A 21,860-nucleotide genomic window follows, 5' to 3' on the forward strand; every position below is an offset into this window, starting at 1 on the left:
GGGCATGACCCCCTTCCCCGACGTCATCGCGCCCCCCGCACCCGGTGCCCGCGTCCCGTTCGCGGCGTGCGCCGCACGCGTTTTGTCAGGCGTGCCCGCGCGTCCGGCCCGCGCGGGCCGGGGAGGGCTGTCTCCGGCCCGCGCGACCCCACCGCGCAGGCTGGCCGCGCGCGCCCAGGTCGCGCTCCTGCTGGGCTGCCTGTGCTGGCTGGTCGGCGCGCCCGCGTCCGCCGCCGAGCACCAGCCCGGCGACCGAGACTTCCGCCTGCCCCCGGGGACCACCCCCGCCCAGACCGCCATCTGGATCAGGCAGGCCAGCTCCCGTCACGGCCTGGACCCCGCCCTGGTGCGCGCGGTCATGGAGATCGAGTCCGGCGGCGACCCCCAGGCCGTCTCGCCCAAGGGCGCGCAGGGGCTCATGCAGATCATGCCCGGCACGGCGCGGGACCTGGCCATGAACGACCCCTTCGACCCCCAGGAGAGCATCGACGCGGGCAGCCGCTACCTCAAGGCCCAGCTTGCGGCCTTCGGGGGCGACGTGCGCCTGGCCCTGGCGGCCTACAACGCCGGGCCGGAGGCCGTGCGCAAATACGGCGGCGTGCCGCCCTTCCCCGAGACGCAGCGCTACGTGGGCCTGGTGGCGGACCGCTACATCCGCCTGAAGACCGGCGGCAACCTGGAGGCCTTCGTCAAGAAGGTCCTGGAGGGCCAGGCCCCGGGAGGGGGACCGGAGAAGGGAACGGGGCCGGGAGCTGGAAAAGGCGCGGGCGCGAAGAAGCCCTGAGCGCTCCCGCGCTGCGCGCGGCCCAGGGGCGCGCCTTTGCGCCGGGATGCAGTCGCGGTCGAAAAACGCGGACGCGCGCCTCCAGGCCTGACGCCGATCACGGGAACCGGCGTCGCGTTGGAGTGGCCGGGAGTCGCACGGCATGAGGCCTCCCGGCGCAACGGGGTGGTCGCGGGGTCGCCAGCCGACCGGTCCGGTCGTGCGGTCTGGGCCGTGTCCGGCATCTCCGCGAACGGCGTCGGGTCAAACCTATCGGTCTCGCCCTTCCAGGCCCTCCAAAGCCTCCGCGATCTCCTCCTGGATTGCCAGGGCCGCCGCGCGCGAGTCGTCCGCGCGGGTGATGGGGCGGCCCACCACGAGATAGTCCGAGCCGCCCGCGATGGCCCTGCCGGGGGTCATGATCCGGTGCTGGTCGTCCTTGGTCCCGAGACCGGCCGGGCGGATGCCGGGGGTGACGATCACGAAGCCCGCGCCGTAGGCGTGGCGGATGAGCGCAGCCTCCCGGGCCGAGGCCACCACGCCGCCGCAGCCAGCGGCCAGGGCCAGGCTCGCGCGGGCCAGCACCAGGTCCTCGATGCTGCCGGGGTAGCCCAGTTCTGCGCGTTCGGTCTCGCCGTAGCTGGTCATCACGGTGACGCCCAGCACCAGGGTGTCGCCGTCCGCCGCTCCGGCCACGGCCGCGCGGCACACGCTGGAGACGTGGGAATGGATGGTGGCCATGTGCACGCCGCGTTTGGCCGCCTCGCGCATGGCCAGGTGGGTGGTCTGGGGGATGTCCAGGAACTTGAGGTCCAGCATCAGGCGGTGGCCCATGCCCATGATGCGCTCCACCAGGGGGAAGCCTTCGGCCAGGAAGAGCTGCAGGCCCACCTTGTAGTGGCGGGCCGCGTCGCCCAGGTCCCGGACGATGGCCAGGGCGTCGGCGGCGTTGTCCACGTCCAGGGCCACGATGAGCCGCTCGGCGGCGGGGATGGGGTGGCGCATCAGGCAAACCCCAGCTGGCGGGCGAAATCGCGGCCCGCGCCATGGTGCAGACCCAGGTCCCAGAGCAGGTTCTGCACGCTCCACCAGTCCTCGGGCAGGCCCAGGGAGCGGGCGCGCTCCACCAGGAGCGACAGGGCCGTCCAGTCCGGCGCGTCCGAGGCGGCCAGGGCCAGCGCGTGGGCGCACACGCGCTCCATGAGGGCCTCGCGCTCGCGGGGGTCGCCGGAGCATTGTCCAAGAAAGAGTTTCAGAAGCTCCAGGCGCTTGCCCTCGATCTCCAGGCCGTTGAGCCAGGCCCAGGCCAGATGCGTCCACTGTCCGGCCCAGAGCTGGGCCAGGGTCATGGTGGTCTGGGCCTCCTGAAGCTCCGTGACCAGGTTGGCCCCCACGGCCATGGCGGCTTTCCCGGCATCCCAGGCCCGTTGGGCGGCGCGGCGCGCGAAGGCGTCGGCCAGGGCCTGGCGCTTGTTCACGGGCAACGCGCGCGGGACGAAAGACTCCTCGCCGCCCGGGTGCGTCACCGTGACGGGGAGCGACAGGGGGTCCCGGGCCGGGTCGGGATCGGAGGGCGGGGGCGTCCAGCGGTAGGAGGCCTCGTCGGGGGCGGGCTCCAGGTTCCAGGCGATGGAGACCTTGCCCGCTCCGGGCGCGGACGGCGTGACGGTGACCGCGACGCCGGGCCAGGCGACCCGGGCGGACGCTCCGGGCGCGGGCAGGCGGTCCTCTGCCCAGAGGGTCCAGAGGGCCTGGGCCGTGAGCGAGGCCGGGGTCTCGCGCCGGGGGAGGGCGCAGGCGCGCAGCACGCCCGCGCCGTCGCCGTATTCGGGCAGGTTGGAGGGGGCCTGGCGCAGGGCCTCGGCGAAGGGGGCCTCCATGTCGGGGCCGCCGGTGCGGCGCATGAGTTCCAGGGCGCGCAGGGCGTAGGTCATGGCGTTGACGGGCTCGATGCGCGAGATCTCGTCGAAGAACCAGGCGCAGCTGGCCAGGGAGGCCAGGCCCCACTGCTGCATGGCCAGGAGCTTCCAGGCCGCGTCCTGCTCCGGAGCGGGAAGGCGCTCCAGGAAGTGGTCCCGGGCGAAGGCCTCGGGGGTCGCAAGGCCGGAGAGCACCCTGCCGTAGCGGGTGAGGGCCTCGCGCGGGTCCTTGAAGCAGAGCGCGCCGCGCTGGAAGAAGTGCTGGTCGGCTGCGTCCTTGGCGTCCTGGAGGGCCTTGCGCAGGGGGCCGCGCCACGTCTGCCGCCAGCCGGGGTGGCCGCCGTCGGTGCAGCCGCAGTCGGAGCGCCAGCGCTCCACGCCGTGGGCGCAGCTCCAGGAGGAGGGCTCGTGCAGCTCCACGCGCCGCGTGGGCGGGTTGTCGGCCAGGAAGGCGGCGAAGTTGGTCAGGCGCGGGCCGCCCCGTCCTTCCCGGGCCTGATCCAGCACGTAGGCCAGGGCCATTTCCCCGAAGGTGAAGTGGTGGCCGTAGGTCTCGCCGTCGGTGGCCAGGGCCGTGAGCCCGGGTCCCGATGCCCCGGCGAGCCTGCGCCAGAAGTCGCCGCCGTCGGCCAGGAGGCGCTCGAAGGCCACGGCCTGGGAGAGGGGGCCGTCGTAGAAGAAGACGCTGATGTGCCGCCCCGAGGGCAGGCGCACCAGATAGGGCCTGCGGATGTCCAGGGAGCCCTGGTCCACGGGGGTGAGCGCCCCGTCCTCCAGGGGGCCCACGGCGCGGGCCTGGCGCGGGGCCAGCACGGTGAAGGCGATTCCCGCGCGGGCCAGAACCTCTAGGGAGGCGGTGTCCACGGCGGCCTCGGCCAGCCACATGCCCTCGGGGGCGCGGCCGAAGCGGGCGGTGAAGTCGTCCACGGCCCAGGCCACTTCGAGCTCCTTGTCCAACTGGGAGGCCAGGGGGAGGATCTGGTGGTGGTAGACCTGGGCCATGGCGTTGCCGTGCCCCAGGCGCTTGGCGCTGGCGCGGTCGGCCTCCACCATGAGGCGCAGGGTGTCGGGGTCGGTCTGGGCCATCCAGTGGAGCAGGGTGGGGCCCGCGTTGAAGCTCATCCACTCGTAGCAGTTCATCACCTCGGTGATGCGGCTCGAGCCGTCGAGGCGTCGGGCGCGGGCCAGGGGCGCGTAGGATTCGCGGGTGATGCGCTGGTTCCAGTTGAGCCAGGGCGCGGCGCTGCCTTCGGGGAGGATGGTCCCGAGCCAGGGGTCTTCGCGGGGCGGCTGGTAGAAGTGGCCGTGGATGCACAGGAAGTTGTCGTCCACAGTGAGGACCTCTCTCCATCGGGCGGAGTTGTTGAACGTTCCTGGGATGCTGCCCGGCAGGGCGGGGCCGCGGGCGGGCATGACATGGGTAGCAGTTGAGGCGTCGGGCTCACAAGGCCTTTTTGGAGGGGCGCGCCGGGCCTGGCGCGCCGTGTCCTACTTGTGGTGGACGGCTTGCGGCGGACGGCTTGCGGGCAGTGAGAAAGCGGGCTTGTCCCCTTTCGGAAGTGAAGCTATGAGAGGAGTGGGCGCTTCGATGCCCTTTCGATCACTCGTTGCGTGCGCCCTGGAGAAACCAAGTCATGTTCAAGACGGAGATCATACGTCTCCTTGTGCTGGCGTTCTGCGTTCTTGCTTGCGGATGCGAGTCCGAAAGGAGGATCGAGGACGGCGACTATCTGGACAACACGGAGAGGATGGTCGTGCGGATCAAGAGCGGCAAGGGCATCATCGTGAGCAGCGACGCATTCAATTACAACGGAAAAATCGAGACGGTGGCCGGGGCGGTCTACGCCTACACGGGCGACAAGGAGGTGGTGCGCCTGTTCCACCAGGGCAGGGGCGTGCTGCGCGGGACGATCAACGGCAAGAACGTCTATCTGAGGAAGATGGAGCGCTGAGCGTTCAACTGAGCAGGCGTCGCCAGGGCTTGCCCATGGCCCGGTGCAGGGCCACGGCCAGGTCGTCGTACTCCACGGGCTTGGGGAGGTAATCGTCCATGCCTTCGGCCAGGAAGCGCTCGCGGTCTCCGGGCAGGGCGTGGGCGGTGAGGGCGATGATGGGGATGCGGGCCTTCTCGCCCAGGGCCGGTGCGCGCCGGATGGCCCGCGTGGCCGTGAGGCCGTCCATGCCGGGCATCTGGATGTCCATGATCAGGCAGTCGAAGTCTTCCTGGGCCAGGGCTTTCAGGGCCTCCTCGCCGTTTTCCACGATGGTGGCCAGGTAGCCGAGGCTTTCGAGCATGTCCATGGTCATCACGGTGTTCACGGGGTCGTCCTCGGCCAGGAGCACGCGCCCGCCGGGCCTGGGCTGGGCCGGGTGGGCGGGGGCGGGCAGCGGGGGCTCGGCCCCCCGGGGGGCGGGAGAGACGGGCATGGTGAAGCTCACGGTGCAGCCTTCCCCGGGCTGCGAGTCGATCTCCAGCGAGCCCTCCCACAGGCGCACCAGACGCCGGACGATGGCCAGGCCCAACCCGGCGCCCTGGTAGCGCCGCGTGTGGGAGCCGTCGGCCTGGGTGAAGGGCTCGAAGACCCGGGCCAGCTTGGCCGGTTCGATGCCCACGCCCGTGTCCTCCACCGAGAAAAGCAGCCGGGAGACGCCTTGGCGGTCGCGCCCCACGGCGTCGGCGCGCAGGGTCACGGACCCCGAAGGGGTGAACTTCACGGCGTTGCCCGCCAGGTTGAAGAGGGCCTGGCGCAGCCTGCCGCCGTCGCCCAGGAGGGTGCGGGGGATGGCGGGGTCGGCCTCCACGGCCAGGGTGATCCCCTTGGCCTGGGCCTGGCGCACGTAGAGCTGGGCCACCTCGCGCAGGATGTCCACGGCGCTGAAGGGCTCCAGGCGGCACTGGCGGCTGCCGGACTCCAGGCTGGAGAGGTCCAGGATGTCGCCCAGGAGCGTGAGCAGGGAGCGCCCGCAGTCCAGTGCGTTGCGCACCCAGTCGTCGCGGCGCTGGTCCAGGCCGGATTTCTCCAGAAGCTGGAGCATGCCCAGCACGCCGTTGAGGGGCGTGCGGATCTCGTGGCTCACGTTGGCCAGGAATTCGCTCTTGGCGCGGCTGGCCTCCTCGGCTGCCTCCTTGGCGGCGATGAGCTCCGCGCGGGCGCGGCGTTCCTCGGTGACGTCGATGGCCACGAAGAGGGCCACGCGCTCGCCCTTGGGGTCCTCGGTGACCAGGGCGTCCAGGAGGGCCTGGCGCGGCGGTCCCGAGGCGGGGCGCAACTGGGCCGGGGCGCGGCGCAGGGGCTCGCCCTCCCAGAGGCGTTGCAGCAGGTCCGGGTCCACGTCCAGGACTTCCGAGAGCGGGGCGTTGAGCAGGTGTTCGCGGCCCAGGCCCGTGTGGTCGATGAAGGCCAGGTTCACGTCGCAGAACCAGCCACGGCGCGAGGTGGTGAACATCATGGCGGGCGCGGCCTCGAACATCTGGCGGTACCACGTGCGCGAGAGGCGCACGAGGCGCTCGCGCTCGTCCAGCGAGGCCATCACCGCGCCGATGGAGCGCGTCAGGGACTCGAACTCCCGGATGCCCCGGTAAGAGGGCCGCCTGCCGTGGAGCAGGTCGTCCGCGATGAGGCGCACGGGCCGCGAGACCACGGCGTGGGAGAACAGCAGAAACGCCACAAGGGCCAGCACCAGCAGGCCGCCCGCGCCCAGGTAGAGGTCGCGCACGGCCGCGGCCAGACGCGGGAAGTCGGCGTCCTTGCGGGCCAGGAGAACGTTCAGGTTCCACAGGGGGAATGCGCTGCGCAGCACGTGGTAGCGGTCTTCCCCCACCGGGACGTCCTCCACGCCTCCCGGGGCCTTGGCGGCCGCCAGCAGGGGGGCGGGGTCGGCGATGCCCGCCTGGAGCAGGATCTGCTCCTTGGGGCCGAGGACCAGGCAGGTGATGGCGTTGGCCCGCACGGATTTCTCCAGGGCCGCCAGGGCGCGGCCCCTGGCGGCGCGCACCTCGTCGGGGTCTGCCATGCGTCCGCTGGCGGCAAGCTGGTCGTAGGCGGCGTCGAGGATGGCGCTGGTCTCGCGGGCGTAGCTTTGCAGGTCGTGCTCGGCGTGTTCCTGGGCGAAGCGGGAGATGGCCCCCAGTACGAAGAGCGCCAGGCAGCCACCCAGCAGGAGCACGGCCAGGGTCACGGGCAGGGCGAGTCGGAAGGAGAGGCGGTCGAGCACGGGTTACCTCGCCACCTGGGGCCTTGCGGTGCGCATCTGTTCGGGCCAGACGATCTCCTCGCGACCCTTGCGCAACTGCACGGTGAGGGGGAACTGGCGCAGCTGGCGTCCCGAGGGGTCCACGCCGTAGCGGCCCACGATGGTCACCACGTCCAGGGAGGCCAGGGCCAGGCGGAGCTTGTCGCGGTCGAGCGTTCCGGCCTTGGCGGCGGCGGCGGCCAGCACCTGGCATCCGGCGTAGGCCGTGGCGGCCAGGTAGCCGGGGTTGCGGCCGGTGGCGACGTGGTAGTCTCGCACGAACTCCGCGCCGCCGGGATAGGCCCGGGCGGCGAAGGGGGCCCAGGGCAGCGCGGTGAAAGCCTCGTCAGCGGCGGAGCCCGCCAGGGCCGAAAGGGGCTCCTCGAAGAGGCTCGACGACACGTAGAGCGCCCGGGGCTTCCAGCGCATGGCCTTGAGGGCGCGCAGGGCCGCCACGCAGCCGCGCGGGCTGCCCCAGAGCAGCAGCGCGCCGGGATGTGTCTTCTGGGCGGCCTCCAGGGCGCGGGCGGCCTGGTCGAGCGGCACGGACTCCTGGAAGGTCACGCGCAGGCCGAAGCGTCCGGCCAGCTTGGCCACGTTGCCGGAGACGTTGCGGTCGTAGGGGTGGTCCACGCTCACGGAGGCAGCCGTCTCCAGGCCCTCCCGGGCGGCGATCTCGAAGAAGCCGCCTGCCCACTCGGAGAGGGGCGTCAGTAGCCCGAAGGCGAAACCGCCGCCGCCCTCCCAGAGGCTGTCGGTGGCGGGGGCCGGGAAAACGCAGGGGGCCTTGGCCCGCACGAGCACGGGCAACACGGCCAACCCGGCCACGCGTTCGGGGGGGCCAAGCAGGAGCGGGGTCTCGCGGGCCAGTTCGCGGTAGGCCAGGGCGGTCTGTTCGGGGTCGGAGCGGTCGTCGCGCCAGAGGAGTTCCACGCGCCGCCCCAGGATGCCGCCCTGGCGGTTGGCCTCCTCGATCCACAGGCGCACGCCCTCGGCAAAGGCCCTGGAGGCGTCGGCGGACGGCCCGCTCAGGCTGAGCGCCACCCCCAGTTGCACGGGAGGCTCGGCCGACGAGGCCCCGTGCGCGACGGGGTTGAGGCCCAGCAAGGCGGCGAGGAGGAGGTGGATGACGGTTCGCACTGCGTGGTGTCCATGAATGAGTCTTCAATCATGGTTTAGCCCGATTCGAGGAAAATGAACAGGGGGGGGATTACTATTTCCCACCGCGCGGGGCGGCTAGCGGGAGAGGAGCCAGACGCGCACGGCCAGGCGCTCCAGGACCAGGGCGGGGTTGGCCATGTTGATCAGGGCCTCCTGGGCGGCCTCCAGCAGCAGGTCCAGGGCGCGCAGGCCCTCAACCCCCAGGCGCTCCGCGAAGAACGCGCCCAGTCTGGAGCAGGGGCGTCCGGCCAGGGCCTGTGCCAGCTCCTTGGAGAGGGCCAGCACCACCTGCTGGGCCACTGGGCGGGTGAGCTTGCCCTTGGACCCCGTGAGCCCGAAGAGGCCGTGGCCCGTGTGCCAGAAGCGCTCCAGGGCATCCATGAAGGGCGCCTCCGGGCCCTCGCCGGAGGGGCACTGGGCCGAGGAGGGCTCCGGCCAGGCCAGGGTGAGAACCCACGAGCGCGAGACCAGCGTGGGCAGCAGGCGCTCGCGCTGGGGGGCCAGGAGCACGAAGCAGTTGCCCGGCCTGGGCTCCTCCATGGATTTGAGCAGGGCGTTGGCCGCCTGGGGCGTGAGCCCCTGGGCCTCGGTGAGGGCGACCAAGCGGCGGCCCGGCCCCCGGGGGGGCTCGCCCACCTTCTGGCGCACCTCGCGGATGTCGTCCACCTTGATGGATTGCTCGGCCCCGTCCAGGTAGAGCAGGTCCATGTAGGTGCGCTCGCGCACCTGGACGCAGGCGGGGCAGGCCCCGCAGGGCGATTGGCGGGTGGGGTCCTCCAGGAGACGGGCGCAGTTGAGCGCGGCGGCGTAGTAGAGCGCGGCGGCCTCGCGTTCCGGGGCCGTGCCGCCCTCCAGCACGAGCACCTGGGGCGGGTTGCGCCCCAGGTCGTCCAGTCGGCGTCTGGCCAGCTCCTGCCGGGGGGGCAGGCCGAAGAACGCGCCGTTCATGGCGTGCGGGGCCTAGCCCGGGAAGATGGTCTGCTCGCGGCCGGGGCCCACGGAGACGATGCCCACGGGCGCGCCGGAGAGTTCCTCCATGCGGCGCAGGTAGTTCCTGGCGGCCTGGGGCAGCTCGGCCATGGAGCGGCAGGCGCTCACGTCCTCGCTCCAGCCGGGCAGGGTTTCGTAGACGGGCTCCACGTGGGCCAGCGCGCCTTCCTGCTGGGGCGGGTAGAGCAGTTCGCCGCCCTGGAAGCGGTAGGCCACGCAGATTTTCAGCTCCTTCAGGCCGCCCAGCACGTCGAGCTTGGTGACGGCGAGGCTGGTAGTGCCGTTGAGGCGCACGGCCTCGCGCAGCACGGGCATGTCCTGCCAGCCGCAGCGGCGCTTGCGGCCGGTGGTGGCCCCGAACTCCGCGCCCACGCTCTGGAGGTGTTCGCCGTCCGCGCAGGAGAGCTCAGTGGGGAAGGGGCCGGAGCCCACGCGGGTGGTGTAGGCCTTGACCACGGAGATCACCTCGCCCAGGTCGCGCACGCTGGCCCCGGACCCGGCGGCGGCGTTGCCCGCCAGGCAGGAGGACGACGTGACGAAGGGGTAGGTGCCGTGGTCGATGTCCAGGTGGGTGCCCTGCGCGCCCTCGAAGAGCACGCCCTTGCCCTGGGCGAGGCACTCCTGGATCATGGCGGGCACGTCCTGCACGTGGGGGGCCACGCGACGGGCCAGGGGGAGCACGGCCTCCATCACCTTGGAGAGCTCCAGGGGCTCAAGGCCGTAGAGCCCGGCCAGCAGGGCGTTCTTTTCGGGCAGGGCGGCGGCCACCTTGCGCTCCAGCAGGGCCTCGTCGAGGAAGTCTCCGGCGCGGATGCCGATGCGCGAGGCCTTGTCCTCGTAGCAGGGGCCGATGCCGCGGCCGGTGGTGCCGATCTTGGAGCCCGCCTTGGCGGCCTCTCGGGCCGAGTCCAGCAGGTTGTGGTAGGGCATGATCACGTGGGTGCGGTAGCTCACGGCGAGCCGGGCCGGGGACATGTCCACGCCTTTGGCCGTGAGCTTGTCTGCCTCGGCCAGGAAGACGCCCGGGTCGAGCACCACGCCCGCGCCGATCACGCAGCGCTTGCCCGCGTGCAGGATGCCCGAGGGGATGAGGTGCAGCACGGTCTTCTCGCCGTCCACCACCAGGGTGTGGCCCGCGTTGTTGCCGCCGTGGAAGCGTACGATCAGGTCCGCCCGCTCGGTGAGCAGGTCCACGATCTTTCCCTTGCCTTCGTCGCCCCACTGGGCGCCGTGCACCACCATGCCAGCCATTGATCCTCCAGAGAGGGGACCGGAGCGCGCCCCGTCCCCCGCCGGGGGAGAGCCCCCGGACCCCGGCAGTTTTTGAATGTGCCCGGGCGGTGATCCGCCCCGGATTCGACGCTTTCGCAAAAGGCTTCAATGCGTAAGAAACCGCTCCACGCTTGTCAACGAAAAGACGCGCGGGGCTTCGTGCGGGGAGCGCCAGGCGCGACGGCCGGGGAAATGCGCGCGGGAGCGGGCCTGGAAGCGCCTCCGGGCTTGCCGGGGCGGACCGCGAAGAGCTAAAGGGACCCCGGGCGGGAGCTTCAACGCCGCCCGGAGGCGACAGCGTGAGTTCCGATTTCACCGTCTATCTGGCCCCCAAGGGCTTCACCGACGAACTCGTCTACGAACTGGGCGACGCCACCGAAGTGGTGGACCGCCTTGTTTTCGCGCCGGGGCCGCCCCGGCCCGTGGCCTGGGCCCAGAACATCTGGCTCAATCCCCAGCGCATCCGGGTGGAGTCCATCACGGACGCCGCCAACAAGCTCAAGGCGCTCCAGCGCAACTGGGCCCTGTGGAGCGTGCGCCACCACCGCCGCGCCCGGCTCATCGAGGCCCAGCTGCCCTCGGTGAAGCCCAAGCCCATGGCCATCGGCACGCCGCCGCCGCGCGCGCCCCTGGGCTCCTGGACGCTCCTGGAGCGAGACCTCCTGGTGGCCTCGCCCGCCTGCTCCAGCCCCTTCGCCCACGGCGAGGTGCAGTTCCTGGAGAACAAGACCGACCCGCCCAACCGGGCCTATCTGAAGCTCTGGGAGCTCTTCACGCTCCTGGAGGCCGCGCCCAAGCCCGAGAGCTTCTGCCTGGACCTGGGCGGGAGCCCGGGCGGCTGGACGTGGGTGCTGGCCAGGCTGGGCTGCCGGGTGCTCACCGTGGACAAGGCCCCCCTGGACCCCAGGATCGAGGCCCTGCCCGGCGTGGAGTACCGCATGCTCTCGGCCTTCGCCCTGGACCCGCGCGAGGTGGGCCCCGTGGACTGGCTCTTCTGCGACGTGGTCTGCTACCCCGACCGCCTCTGGAGGCTGGTGGACCGCTGGCGCACCTTCGGCAAGGCGCGCAACTTCGTGTGCACCATCAAGTTCCAGGGTCCCACCGATCACGAGACCGCGGCCAAGTTCTGGGCCTTCCCCGGCTCGCGCCTGGTGCACCTGCACAACAACAAGCACGAGCTGACCTGGGTGCTCCTGGACGGCGAGGAGTTCCCCACCTTCGCGCCCGAAGACGGCGAGACGCCCAGGAAGCTGGGCGAGTTCGGCATGCCGGGGGTGGAGGAGTAGGGCGGGCGTTCCGGGGATCAGCTTTCCGGCGCGTCCCCGTCCTTGTGGCGGAACGAAAGCACCTTGCCCTTGCCGGGCTTGCGGGGCGTCCGGGCGGGCTCGGGCAGGGGCGTCACGCCCGGCTGGGACGTCGCGTCCGCAGTGGCGTTGGGCACGGCCTCCATGTGCGGCCTGGGCGGCGGCACGGCCCCCGGCTCGCGGCCCTCGGCCCAGTGCAGGTTGAACAGCTGGTTCTTGAAGCGCACCGCCTGGATCATGCTCAGGATCAGCACCGCCTCCTCCCAGCGCTTGGAGGGCTCGAACCGCTGCACCTGCTCGGCGTAGCGCTCCCAAAGGCTGGTCAGCGACGCTTCGTCGTAGTTGCCCAGCTGCCTGGCCAGTTTCAACAGGACTCTTTCCACGTTGTCTCCCTCTCGGACGCCAACGCCTAGCACGATTTCCCGGCGCGGCCAATGCCCGTTTGCCGCCCGGCCCCCGGCGTGCTAAGAGGCTTCGCCCGCACGACACCACAGGAGCACCCCCATGAGCGACCTGAAAAAAATGTACACCACCATCCAGGAAGACCCCTTTCCCCAGGACCTCACCGTCACCCTGGGCGGTCAGACCCTGGTGTTCGCCAAGAAGACCTGGACCATCGACGGCGAGCAAAAGGGCCTGCGCTACGGCGAGAACCCCGATCAGCCCGCCGCGCTCTACCAGCTTAAGGACGGCGCCCTGGAACTGGGCGGCGTGCGCTTCCGCGGCCCCGGACGCGGCCTCGTCTCGGCCCTCACGGAAGAGCACATGATCCAGGCCGGAAAGCATCCCGGAAAGACCAACCTCACCGACGTGGACAACGGCCTGAACATCCTCCAGTACCTCTCGGCCAGGCCCGCCGTCGTGATCCTCAAGCACAACAACCCCTGCGGCGCGGCCTGGTCCGCCGAGGGCCTGGCCAAGGCCTTCGAGCGCGCCAACCTCTCCGACCGCATCGCCGCCTTCGGCGGGGCCGTGGTGGTGAACCGCACCCTGGACAAGGCCACGGCCGAGCTCATCAACGCGGGCTACTTCGAGGTGGTGGCAGCACCGGACTACGAACCGGCCGCCCTGGAGATCCTCAAGACCAAGAAGAACCTGCGCATCGTGGCCATCCCGGGCCTCGCCGTCCTGGCCGACTACGTGGGCGAACCCTTCCTGGACGTGAAGACCCTCATGGACGGCGGACTGGTGCTCCAGTTCTCCTTCCGCAACCGTATTCTCGAAGTTGCCGACTTCCTTCCCGCCAAGACCGAGACCAAGGACGGCAAGGCCTTCACCGCCCGCGCCCCCAGCCCCGCCGAGGCGCAGGACCTGCTCTTCGCCTGGGCCGTGGAGGCGGGCGTCTCCTCCAACTCCGTGATCTTCGTCAAGGACGGGGCCACCGTGGGCATCGGCACCGGCGAGCAGGACCGCGTGGGCGTGGTCCAGCTGACCATCCACAAGGCCTACACCAAGTACGCCGACCTCCTGGCCTTCGAGCGCCACAAGCTCTCCATCCACGACCTGCGCGAAAAGGCCGCCTCGGACCCGGCCCTGGCCCGGTCCCTGGCCGAGATCGAGGCCCAGACCAAGGCCGACCGGGGCGGACTGCCCGGCAGCGCCCTGGTCTCCGACGGCTTCTTCCCCTTCCGCGACGGCGTGGACCTGGCCATCGCCCAGGGCGTCACGGCCATCGCCCAGCCCGGCGGCTCCATCCGCGACTGGGAGGTGATCCAGGCCTGCAACGAAGCCGCGCCCCAGGTGGCCATGGTCTTCACCGGCCAGCGCTCCTTCAAGCACTAGGCCCGCACCGGAGACGCGCTTGACCAGGCATCCCAGCATCCAGAGCCTCCCCCTGCCGGGCACGGTGGTGGAATACCTCCAGGGCAACGAGCCCCACCTGGCGTGGGTGGAGGAGGCCTCGGGCGACAAGCTCAGGCTCTACACCCTCACCCGGCGCGAGGTGAAGCTCGCCGGGGCGCGCCTGCTGCCCTGGCTGGGGCCGCGCCACGAGGGGGCCTTCAACCGCGAGGGGATCCTCGAAAAGCTCAAGGAACACGCCGCCCGGCGCGAGACCCTTCGCGCCGGGCTCGACCCCCTGGAAATCTGGGAGCTGGCCCAGGGAGAGGTGTCCCAGAATTCCGCCGCATGGTTCGCGGGCCTGGCCTTCGAGCAGCCCGACGTGGACCAGGTGGCGGCCATGGGCCGGGCGCTGCTCTCGGTGAAGACCCACTTCAAGTTCCAGCCGCCCAACTTCGAGGTCTATCCGGCCGAAACCGTGGAGCGCCGCCTGGCCGAGCAGGAGGCTGCCCGCGAGCGCGAACTGGTGGTCACGGCGGGACACGTCTTCTTCCAGGAGCTGTGGGCCGGGTGGTCCTCGGGGCGGCGCAAGGACCCGGCGCGCCTGGAGGCCCAGTTGGACCCCTCGGCCGCCCAAAGGCTCAAGGACCTGCTGCGCGCCATCATGGCCGACGCCGAGAGCCAGGAACACGGCCCCCTGTGGCAGCAGCTGCGCAAGGGGCTGCCCGAGCACCCTGCCCAGGCCCTCATCCTGGCCCAGGAGTGGGGCATCGTGGGGCCAAACCACAACGTGCTCCTGGACCAGGCGGGCTACGACGAGGGCGACGCCTGGAGCGAAGCCTTCGCCGGCGAGATCGAGGCCCTCGGGCGCGACTTCCAGGCCCGGCGCGAACCGCCCCTGGACACCCCTTTCCTGAGCATCGATTCGCCCACCACCCGCGACATCGACGACGCCTTCCACGTGGAGCGCCTCCCGGACGGCTGGCGCGTGCGCATGGCCCTGGCCAGGCCCACGCTCTCCTGGGACTTCGAAAGCCCCCTGGGCCGGGCCGTGGCGCGCCGCGCCTCGAGCCTCTACCTGCCCGAGGGCGACAGCCACATGCTCCCCGAGGCCCTGGGCTGCGGGCTCTACAGCCTCAAGGCCGGGGAGGACCGCCCCGCCCTGTTGCTGGACTGGGAGCTCGACCCCCAAGGCGGCGCGCGCTCCTTTACCCCCTCCCTGGGCTGGGTGCGCGTGGCGGCCAACCTGACCTACGAGGACGTGGAGGCCGCCCTGGCCCGGGGCGACGCCCCGCCCGAGGCGGCGGCCGCGCGCGACCTGGCGGCACTGCTGCGCGGGGCGCGCGTGGAACGGGGGGCCGTGGTCATCGACCGGCCCGAGCCGCGCATCGAACTTTCCGGCCATCCCGGCCCCGCGCACGTGGAGATCGGCCCCGGCAAGGACTATCCCGAGGCTCAGCTGGCCGTGAGCGAACTGATGATCCTGGCCAACGCCTCCATGGCCGCCTGGGCAGGCGAGCGGGGGGTGGCCCTCTTCCACCGCGTCCAGGACGTGACGCTTCCTGCGGGCTACGCCGGGGTCTGGACCGACCCCGTGGACATGCACCGGGTGGTCAAGCAGCTCTGCGGGGCCTCCCTGGAGGCGCGCCCGGGCCGCCACGCGAGTCTGGCGGCCGAGGCCTACGCGCCGGTCACGTCGCCGTTGCGGCGCATGGCGGATTTCGTGAACCTGGCCCAGGTGGAGAGCTTCCTGTCCGCGGGCGCGCCCAGGCTCACGCGCGAGGCGCTCCAGGAGTCCCTGGGGCCGCTGGCGGCGCGCCTGGACGCCGTGGCCATGGTGCAGCGGGGCAGGCCGCGCTACTGGAAGCTCGCGCACCTGCAGCAGGTGGGCCGCGAGCGCGAGTTCGAGGCCGTGGCCCTGGAAGAGTGCGGACACCTGACGGCCTTGAGCCTGACCACGCTTCAGATGTACACCCGCGTCCCGCGCGACATGCTGGGCGGCCCCTTCCAGGCCGGCCAGCGCTTCCGGGCGCGCGTGGGCAAGGTGGACCCCCTCACCGGCGAATTCCGGGTGCTCTCCCTGCGCGAGGCGGACGAGAAGCCCGAGGCCGGGGAGTGGCCCCCGAAAGTGGACTAGGACCCCCGGAACCGGCGAAAACCATCGCGCAAGGAGCAAGACGTGCTTGCGAAGATCCTCTGGCTTGGCCTGGCCTACCTGGCGGGGTCGTTCCCCTTCGGGCTGTTCATCGCCCAGGCGGCGCGCGGCATCGATCCGCGCACGGCGGGCAGCGGCAACATCGGGGCCACCAACGTGGCCAGACTCTGCGGCACGAAGCTCGGCGTGCTCACCCTGGCCTGCGACGCCCTCAAGGGTTTCGTGCCCGTGGCCGTGGCCTGGAAGCTGGGCGGCGGCTGGTACGCCTCGCTCACGGCCCTGGCCTGCGTGGGCGGGCACATGTTCCCGGTGTTTTTGCACTACAAGGGCGGCAAAGGCGTGGCCACGGCCATCGGGGCCGTGCTGGCCCTGTGCCCGTGGGCGGCGGTGGTCTCGGGGCTCTCCTGCGCGGCGCTCATCGCGGCCTCGGGCTTCGTCTCGGTGGGCTCGCTCTTCTTCGCCGCCAGCCTGCCCTTCACGGCGGCGTGGTTCGGCCCGTGGAGCATCGTGCCCTTCACCACGGCGATCGCCGCGCTCATCGTCTGGAAGCACAAGGACAACATCCGCAGGCTCCTGGCCCGCGAGGAAAAACCGTGGCGGAAAAAGGCAGGCTGAGTCGGCCCGGGCCCGGCCGCGCCGGGGTCTGCCTCCTGCTGATCGTGGGCGCGGCCTTGGTCTTGCGCCTGTACAACCTGGGCGTGCCCTCCCTGTGGATGGACGAGGTGCTCGTCCCGCAGAACGCCAGCCACCCTTGGCCCTACATCCTGGAGCTGACGCGGCGCATCGAGGTGCACCCGCCCACGTACTACGTCCTGATCAAGGGCATGCTGAGCCTCGGCGACGGCGATTTCGCCACGCGTCTGCCCTCGGCCCTGGCCGGGGTGCTGGGAGTGTGGCTCTCCTGGCGGCTGGGGCGCGAGCTTTTCGGTGAGGGCGCGGGGCTCTGGGCAGCGGCGCTCACGGCCCTGAACGTCCACCATCTGCTCCTCTCGCGCTTCGTGCGCCCCTACGCCTTGGCGGGCATGTTCTTCGCACTGGGCATGCTGGCGGCGCTGCGCCTCTCCCGCGAGGGGCGTCCGCGTCACGCGGCGCTCCTGGCCCTGGCCTGCGCGGCCATGGCCTCCCTGCAATACCTGTCCCTGGCTTCGGGCTTCGCCCTGCTGGGCTGGCTAGTCCTGGACCGCCTGCTCTGGCGCGGACGAACGGGCTGGGGCTCCATCGCCTCGTGCGCGGCCCTGCTGTGCGCGGTGTCGGCCCTGGAGTGGCGTTTTTTCCTGAGCTCCAGCGCCTGGGCCGGGGAATTTCTGGAGAAGAACCACGGCGGGGCCGAGGCCCTGGGTGTGCTCTGGACGGCCCTGGCGGCCAATCTTTTCCACGACGGCGTGCCGTGGCTCCAGGCGTTCCTGGGGCTGGCGGCCCTGGCCGGACTGGGCCTGATGTGGCGCGAGCGGCCACGCGAGGCTTTGTTCGTCTCGACCGCGCTCTTCGGCCTGCCCCTGGCGCTTCTGGCGGCGGGCAAGGTCTGGAACCTGTGGCCAAGGCACCTCTCGCCCGCCATCACGCCCCTGGCGCTCTGCCTGGGCTATCTCGTCTGTCGCGGGGCCTCCCGGCTCACGTCCCCCCCGCGTGGCGCGGCCCTGGCGGCCGGATTGGCCCTGGCGGGGCTCGCGGCGTGCCTGGGTCCGTTCCACTGGCGCTTCTACGAAGAGGAGAGCTACACCGACAAGGTGCTTTGCGACGGCTACAAAACCATGGCCCGGCGCACCCTGGCCGCCCTGGCCCCGGGCGACGCCCTGGTGGTGGGCAACGACTACCTGCGCAACGCCCTGGGCTGGTACGCCGCGCGCCTGCCCGGGCCGGACCTGCTGCACGCCCAGGACGTGGAGCCCGGGCGCGACGTCATGGTCCTGCGCGTGCTGGCCAACATGCACCTGGGCGGCCTGGCCCGGGACAGGGCGGACCTGGGGCGCCTGCTGGCCCCGGCGCGGGTGACGCCCCTGGCCGAGAACGTGCACCTCTACGAGAAGGTCCTCCCGCGCAAACCCTGGCTGGAGCTGGAGCCCGCCGGGGCGTTCGCCGCCGCGCCCATGGACCTCCTGGGCTTCCACGAGCGCGTGGCCGCCCTGAAGAACGCCGCCTACGCCCACGACTCCCTGGGCGGCTTCGCCATGCCCACGCGCAACAACGTGGAGGGCGCGGCGCAGTGGGAGTTCCGCGCGCCCCCGGGGGCAGGTTCCGGCGGCGCGGCGCTGTTCGTGGCCTACCGCAACACGGGGGCGGGCAACCACATGATCCTGGAGACGGCTTTCGACGGCGAGCCGCCCACGCTCCACCCCGTGTCCATGGGGCCGGACCCCGGCGGCGGCTACGCGACGCTGCTCGAGCGGGACGTCCCCTACGAGCTCCTGCGGGTGCGGGTGCGCATGGTCAGCGAGCCGCGCACGCCGCTCTTTCCCGGCCAGAACCTGGAGACCCTGCGCCTGGAGGGCGTGAGCGCCGCCTTCGTCCCCGCGGGGGAGGAGGAGCATGCCCACGTGCGGCTGCGCGCGCTGCTCCGCGAGCGTGCCCTGGCGGTTCACCTGGGCGAGCGCTTCCTGGAGCGCGGCCTTCCGGGCCAGCGCCTGGGGCCGCTGCCTGAGGGCCTGGTGCGGCGCACCGAGCCGGAGTATCCCGGCTGGACGGTGCTCGCGCCCGGCCCCGGCCAGGCCTGCGCGACGCTCACGGCGGAGCTTCCGGCCGGCACGGGGCATGTCACGGCCTATCCGCGCGTGGGGGAAAGGTCCCTGGTGGCCATCTACCAGGTGGCCCCCGACGGATCGCGCCTGGAGCGCCTGCGCCTGGAGCGCCCGGGAGAGGGCATCACGCCTGTTTCGGCGCGCTATCCCCTGCGTCTCGATCCATCCCTGACCCGCGACGGAACCCTGCGCGTGGAGATCGTCCTTCAAGGGCCCCTGGCCCAGCTCTGGGTGCACGACGGAACTATTTTCCACGCCAGATGAGGGGGTTGCGCGCAGGCGCTCCTCTTTCGGTTTGACACTCCACCAGCCCGGGAATATTTTCCCCACCGACGCCCTGGAAAACGGAAGACGGTGCGAATCCGTCGCAGGCGCGCTGCTGTGACCGGCACGATACCGGGCGGTAAGCCACTGGGAGACGCTCCCGGGAAGGCCCCGCGCACCACCCGGCCGGAAGCCAGAAGACGTTCCAGGGATGCGATGGCCTCGCCCCGCGCACGGGCGGCGGGCTGCCGGACTTCGGCCGCCGTGAAGGCGTCCGCCCACCACCCTTCGGCTTCCCGACGTTGCGTTTTGCCTGTTTTTGAAAAGGCGCGGCCTTTCGAGGTGTTGCGATTGCATATCGGCAACACTTGAGAATGATGCACCTTTTTTTACTTCATGGGGCTTGCCGATTCTGCTACGAGCACCTTTGAATTTTTGAGACGAGAATGGAACACCACGCACGCCACGCCACCGCCACGCCCCTGCCCCGCATCCGGGCCGTCACGCCCCTGTCGCTGTGCGACTGGCCGGGCCGCAGCGCCGCCGTCCTCTACCTGGGCGGGTGCAACCTGCGCTGCCCCACCTGCCACAACGCCTCGCTGGCCTTCACGCCCAGCCGCCATCCCGCCCTGGACGCTTCCGCAGTCCTCAAGGGCCTGGCCGCACGGGCGCGCTGGCTCGACGGCGTGGTGGTCTGCGGGGGCGAGCCCACCCTCGATCCCGGGCTCTTCCCGCTGGTGCAGGCCCTCGACGCCCTTGGGCCGCCCGTGAAGGTGGACACCAACGGCATGGCCCCGGACGTGGTGGAGCGGCTCTTCGAGGCGTGCCCGCGCACGTGTTTCGCCGTGGACGTGAAAGGCCCCTGGGAGAAATACCCCGTCCTCACGGGCGGGGCGGCCTCCCCGGAGGCGGCCCGCGAGCGGCTGGAGGCGGTTTTCGCCCTGGCCGCGCGGGATCCCGCCCGCTTCCGTTTCCGCATCACCCTCGTGCCGGAGCTCACGCCGGATGACGTGAGCGCAGCCAGACGGCAACTGCCCCCGTGCTTCACCCTGAACGAACAAACCTACCTGCCCCCGCCGGCCGGGAAGGAGACCGCACATGCCCTTGCAGATCCAGAAGCGCGACGGCTGCCTGGAAACCTGGTCCCTGGAGCGCATCGCCCAGGCCATCCTGAAAGCCCTCAAGGCCAGCGGCGTGCAGGACCCGCTGCTCTCCAAGCGCCTGGCGCGCAAGGTTGAGGAAAAGCTCGCCGACGTGGACGTGCCCCGCCAGGAGCACGTCCAGGACACCGTTGAACGCGTGCTCATGGAGTCGCGCCTGTTCGACGTGGCCAAACGCTTCATCATCTACCGCGAGAAGCGCCGCACCCTGCGCGAGCAGAAGGCGGCCTTCCTGGACATCGCCGACACCATCGACACCTACCTCTCCAAGGCCGACTGGCGCGTCTCCGAGAACGCCAACATGTCCCACAGCTTCCAGGGCCTGATGCTCCACCTCTCGGGCACCGTGCAGGCCCGCTACGCCCTGGAGAAATACCCCGAGGAAGTGCGCGCCGCCCACGACCACGGCTATTTCCACATCCACGATCTCTCCTTCGGCCTGGCCGGCTACTGCGCGGGCTGGAGCCTGCGCGACCTGCTCCTGGAGGGCTTCAACCTGGAAGGGCGCTCGTCCGCCGGTCCGGCCAAGCACTTCGACTCGGCCCTGGGCCAGATGGTCAACTTCCTGGGCACGCTCCAGAACGAGTGGGCCGGGGCGCAGGCCTTCAACAACGTGGACACCTACCTGGCCCCCTTTATCCGCCACGACGGGCTCAACTACCAGCAGGTGCGCCAGGCCGTGCAGAAGTTCGTCTTCAACCTGAACACCACCTCGCGCTGGGGCGGCCAGACCCCCTTCACCAACCTGAGCTTCGACCTCACGCCCCCCAAGCACATCGCCAAGGAGGCGGCCATCGTGGGCGGGGCCTTCCAGGACGCCGCCTACGGCGACTTCCAGGCCGAGATGGACATGTTCAACAAGGCCTTCCTGGAAGTGATGAGCGAGGGCGACTACTACGGCCAGATCTTCTCCTTCCCCATCCCCACCTACAACGTCACGGAAGACTTCCCCTGGGATTCCGAGATCGGGGCCCTGCTTCTGGACCTTACCGCCCGTTACGGCGCGCCCTACTTCCAGAACTTCATCAACTCCGACCTCTCGCCCGAGGACGTGCGCTCCATGTGCTGCCGCCTGCAGATGGACCTGCGCGAGCTGCGCAACAAGGTGGGCGGGCTCTTCGGCGCGGGCGACCTGACCGGCTCCATCGGCGTGGTGACGCTCAACCTGCCCAAGCTGGCCTATCTGGCCCAGGGCGAGGAGGACTTCCTGGACCTGGTGGCCGAGTACGCCGCCCTGGCCAAGGACGCCCTGGAGTTCAAGCGCAAGCTCATCCAGGAGCAGCTGGACCGGGGCATGTTCCCCTATTCGGGGCGCTACCTGAAGAACGGCTACAAGGGCCACTTCTCCACCATCGGGCTGGTGGGCGGGCACGAGGCCTGCCTGAACATCCTGGGCAAGGGCATCGAGACCGACGCGGGCGTGCGCCTGATGACGCGCGTGCTGAACCACCTGCGCGAGATCACCAGCCGCTTCCAGGAGGAGACGGGCCACCTCTACAACCTGGAGGCCACGCCCGCCGAGGGCACCAGCTACCGCCTGGCCAAGATCGACAAGAACCTCTACGCCGACATCAAGGCCTCGGGCAACGGCACGCCGTACTATACCAACTCCACCAACCTGCCCGTGGGGCTGTGCGAGGACGTGATCGCGGCCCTGGAGCACCAGAACAAGCTGCAGCCGCTCTACACGGGCGGCACGGTGTTCCACACGTTCCTGGGCGAGGCCGTGGCGGACCCGGAGGCCCTGAAGAGCTTCATCATCAAGGCCTTCCGCATGACGAAGATCCCGTATCTCTCCATCACGCCCACGTTCAGCGTGTGCAAGGAGCACGGCTACATGTCCGGCGAGCACTTCGAGTGCCCCACCTGCGGTTGCGACGCGGAAGTGTTCACGCGCATCGTGGGCTACTACAGGCCCGTCTCGCGCTGGAACAAAGGCAAAAAGGCCGAATACGGCGACCGCGTCACCTACGGCATGGACATGGGTATGTGCGGGTGCGAGCCGGGGCAGTTGTAGGGCTATAAAGGTTGAATGGAGCGGGCGGCGAAAGCCGCCCTTTTTCTAGCCAATAGTTTTGCTCCATAACTTTTCGGTGTGATTGAAGGTTTTGGGCGGGCATCCTCT

The 21,860-nt window shown here is 70.9% G+C and carries 16 protein-coding genes and 1 riboswitch; of the genes, 9 read left to right on the forward strand and 7 right to left on the reverse strand.

Annotation, left to right across the window (positions count from 1 at the left end):
• Positions 1 to 4 precede the first annotated feature (4 nt).
• Positions 5 to 784, forward strand: coding sequence for a lytic transglycosylase domain-containing protein (locus tag NNJEOMEG_RS13245; protein WP_217270530.1), 780 nt, complete (start codon positions 5 to 7; stop codon positions 782 to 784).
• Positions 785 to 1,033: 249 nt separating this feature from the next.
• On the opposite strand, the gene pyrF is transcribed toward NNJEOMEG_RS13245, so the two are convergent.
• A complete protein-coding gene (gene pyrF / locus NNJEOMEG_RS13250) occupies positions 1,034 to 1,768 on the reverse strand; it encodes an orotidine-5'-phosphate decarboxylase (RefSeq protein ID WP_173085220.1) in 735 nt (244 codons plus the stop codon).
• The gene (locus NNJEOMEG_RS13255; RefSeq protein WP_235956954.1) at positions 1,768 to 4,014 is read right to left on the reverse strand and encodes a DUF3536 domain-containing protein; all 2,247 of its coding nucleotides are present in this window, start codon (positions 4,012 to 4,014) and stop codon (positions 1,768 to 1,770) included. The genes pyrF and NNJEOMEG_RS13255 overlap by 1 nt, the downstream gene beginning before the upstream one ends.
• Before the next feature lie 302 nt (positions 4,015 to 4,316).
• On the opposite strand from NNJEOMEG_RS13255, the gene NNJEOMEG_RS13260 reads away from it, so the two are divergent.
• The gene (locus NNJEOMEG_RS13260) at positions 4,317 to 4,634 is read left to right on the forward strand and encodes a hypothetical protein (protein ID WP_173085223.1); all 318 of its coding nucleotides are present in this window, start codon (positions 4,317 to 4,319) and stop codon (positions 4,632 to 4,634) included.
• Between the two features lie 4 nt (positions 4,635 to 4,638).
• Here NNJEOMEG_RS13260 and NNJEOMEG_RS13265 read toward each other — a convergent pair whose 3' ends face one another.
• The 4 genes from NNJEOMEG_RS13265 to NNJEOMEG_RS13280 all read right to left on the reverse strand — a co-directional run bounded on the left by NNJEOMEG_RS13265 (position 4,639) and on the right by NNJEOMEG_RS13280 (position 10,317).
• Complete coding sequence (locus NNJEOMEG_RS13265) at positions 4,639 to 6,897, reverse strand: hybrid sensor histidine kinase/response regulator (RefSeq protein ID WP_173085225.1); 2,259 nt, start codon at positions 6,895 to 6,897, stop codon at positions 4,639 to 4,641.
• 3 nt (positions 6,898 to 6,900) lie between these two features.
• Entirely contained in the window at positions 6,901 to 8,055 is a 1,155-nt protein-coding gene (locus tag NNJEOMEG_RS13270) for an ABC transporter substrate-binding protein (RefSeq protein ID WP_173085227.1), read from the reverse strand.
• A gap of 96 nt (positions 8,056 to 8,151) precedes the next feature.
• A complete protein-coding gene (locus tag NNJEOMEG_RS13275; protein WP_173085229.1) occupies positions 8,152 to 9,024 on the reverse strand; it encodes a DNA polymerase III subunit delta' in 873 nt (290 codons plus the stop codon).
• Positions 9,025 to 9,036: 12 nt separating this feature from the next.
• Complete coding sequence (locus NNJEOMEG_RS13280) at positions 9,037 to 10,317, reverse strand: adenylosuccinate synthase (RefSeq protein ID WP_173085231.1); 1,281 nt, start codon at positions 10,315 to 10,317, stop codon at positions 9,037 to 9,039.
• Between the two features lie 320 nt (positions 10,318 to 10,637).
• Between NNJEOMEG_RS13280 and NNJEOMEG_RS13285 the strand changes: the two genes are divergently transcribed.
• A complete protein-coding gene (locus NNJEOMEG_RS13285; protein WP_173085233.1) occupies positions 10,638 to 11,624 on the forward strand; it encodes an SAM-dependent methyltransferase in 987 nt (328 codons plus the stop codon).
• A gap of 17 nt (positions 11,625 to 11,641) precedes the next feature.
• Here NNJEOMEG_RS13285 and NNJEOMEG_RS13290 read toward each other — a convergent pair whose 3' ends face one another.
• Entirely contained in the window at positions 11,642 to 12,025 is a 384-nt protein-coding gene (locus NNJEOMEG_RS13290) for a hypothetical protein (protein WP_173085235.1), read from the reverse strand.
• A gap of 121 nt (positions 12,026 to 12,146) precedes the next feature.
• Between NNJEOMEG_RS13290 and NNJEOMEG_RS13295 the strand changes: the two genes are divergently transcribed.
• The 6 genes from NNJEOMEG_RS13295 to NNJEOMEG_RS13320 all read left to right on the forward strand — a co-directional run bounded on the left by NNJEOMEG_RS13295 (position 12,147) and on the right by NNJEOMEG_RS13320 (position 21,752).
• The gene (locus NNJEOMEG_RS13295; protein ID WP_173085237.1) at positions 12,147 to 13,424 is read left to right on the forward strand and encodes an IMP cyclohydrolase; all 1,278 of its coding nucleotides are present in this window, start codon (positions 12,147 to 12,149) and stop codon (positions 13,422 to 13,424) included.
• A 19-nt stretch (positions 13,425 to 13,443) separates the two neighbouring features.
• The gene (locus NNJEOMEG_RS13300; protein ID WP_235956955.1) at positions 13,444 to 15,558 is read left to right on the forward strand and encodes a ribonuclease catalytic domain-containing protein; all 2,115 of its coding nucleotides are present in this window, start codon (positions 13,444 to 13,446) and stop codon (positions 15,556 to 15,558) included.
• A gap of 42 nt (positions 15,559 to 15,600) precedes the next feature.
• Positions 15,601 to 16,191, forward strand: a complete 591-nt coding sequence (gene plsY, locus NNJEOMEG_RS13305) for a glycerol-3-phosphate 1-O-acyltransferase PlsY (protein ID WP_173085239.1) — start codon at positions 15,601 to 15,603, stop codon at positions 16,189 to 16,191.
• Positions 16,170 to 18,575 carry a glycosyltransferase family 39 protein gene (locus NNJEOMEG_RS13310; RefSeq protein WP_173085241.1) on the forward strand — a complete coding sequence of 802 codons (2,406 nt, stop codon included), beginning with the start codon at positions 16,170 to 16,172 and terminating at the stop codon, positions 18,573 to 18,575. Before plsY ends, NNJEOMEG_RS13310 begins: the two co-directional genes overlap by 22 nt.
• A gap of 32 nt (positions 18,576 to 18,607) precedes the next feature.
• A riboswitch (cobalamin riboswitch) is annotated at positions 18,608 to 18,799 on the forward strand.
• A gap of 222 nt (positions 18,800 to 19,021) precedes the next feature.
• Positions 19,022 to 19,813, forward strand: coding sequence for a radical SAM protein (locus NNJEOMEG_RS13315; protein ID WP_235956956.1), 792 nt, complete (start codon positions 19,022 to 19,024; stop codon positions 19,811 to 19,813).
• Positions 19,731 to 21,752, forward strand: a complete 2,022-nt coding sequence (locus NNJEOMEG_RS13320; protein WP_235956963.1) for a ribonucleoside triphosphate reductase — start codon at positions 19,731 to 19,733, stop codon at positions 21,750 to 21,752. Before NNJEOMEG_RS13315 ends, NNJEOMEG_RS13320 begins: the two co-directional genes overlap by 83 nt.
• Positions 21,753 to 21,860: the final 108 nt, after the last annotated feature.

This window comes from Fundidesulfovibrio magnetotacticus (assembly GCF_013019105.1).
GTDB lineage: Bacteria > Desulfobacterota > Desulfovibrionia > Desulfovibrionales > Desulfovibrionaceae > Fundidesulfovibrio > Fundidesulfovibrio magnetotacticus.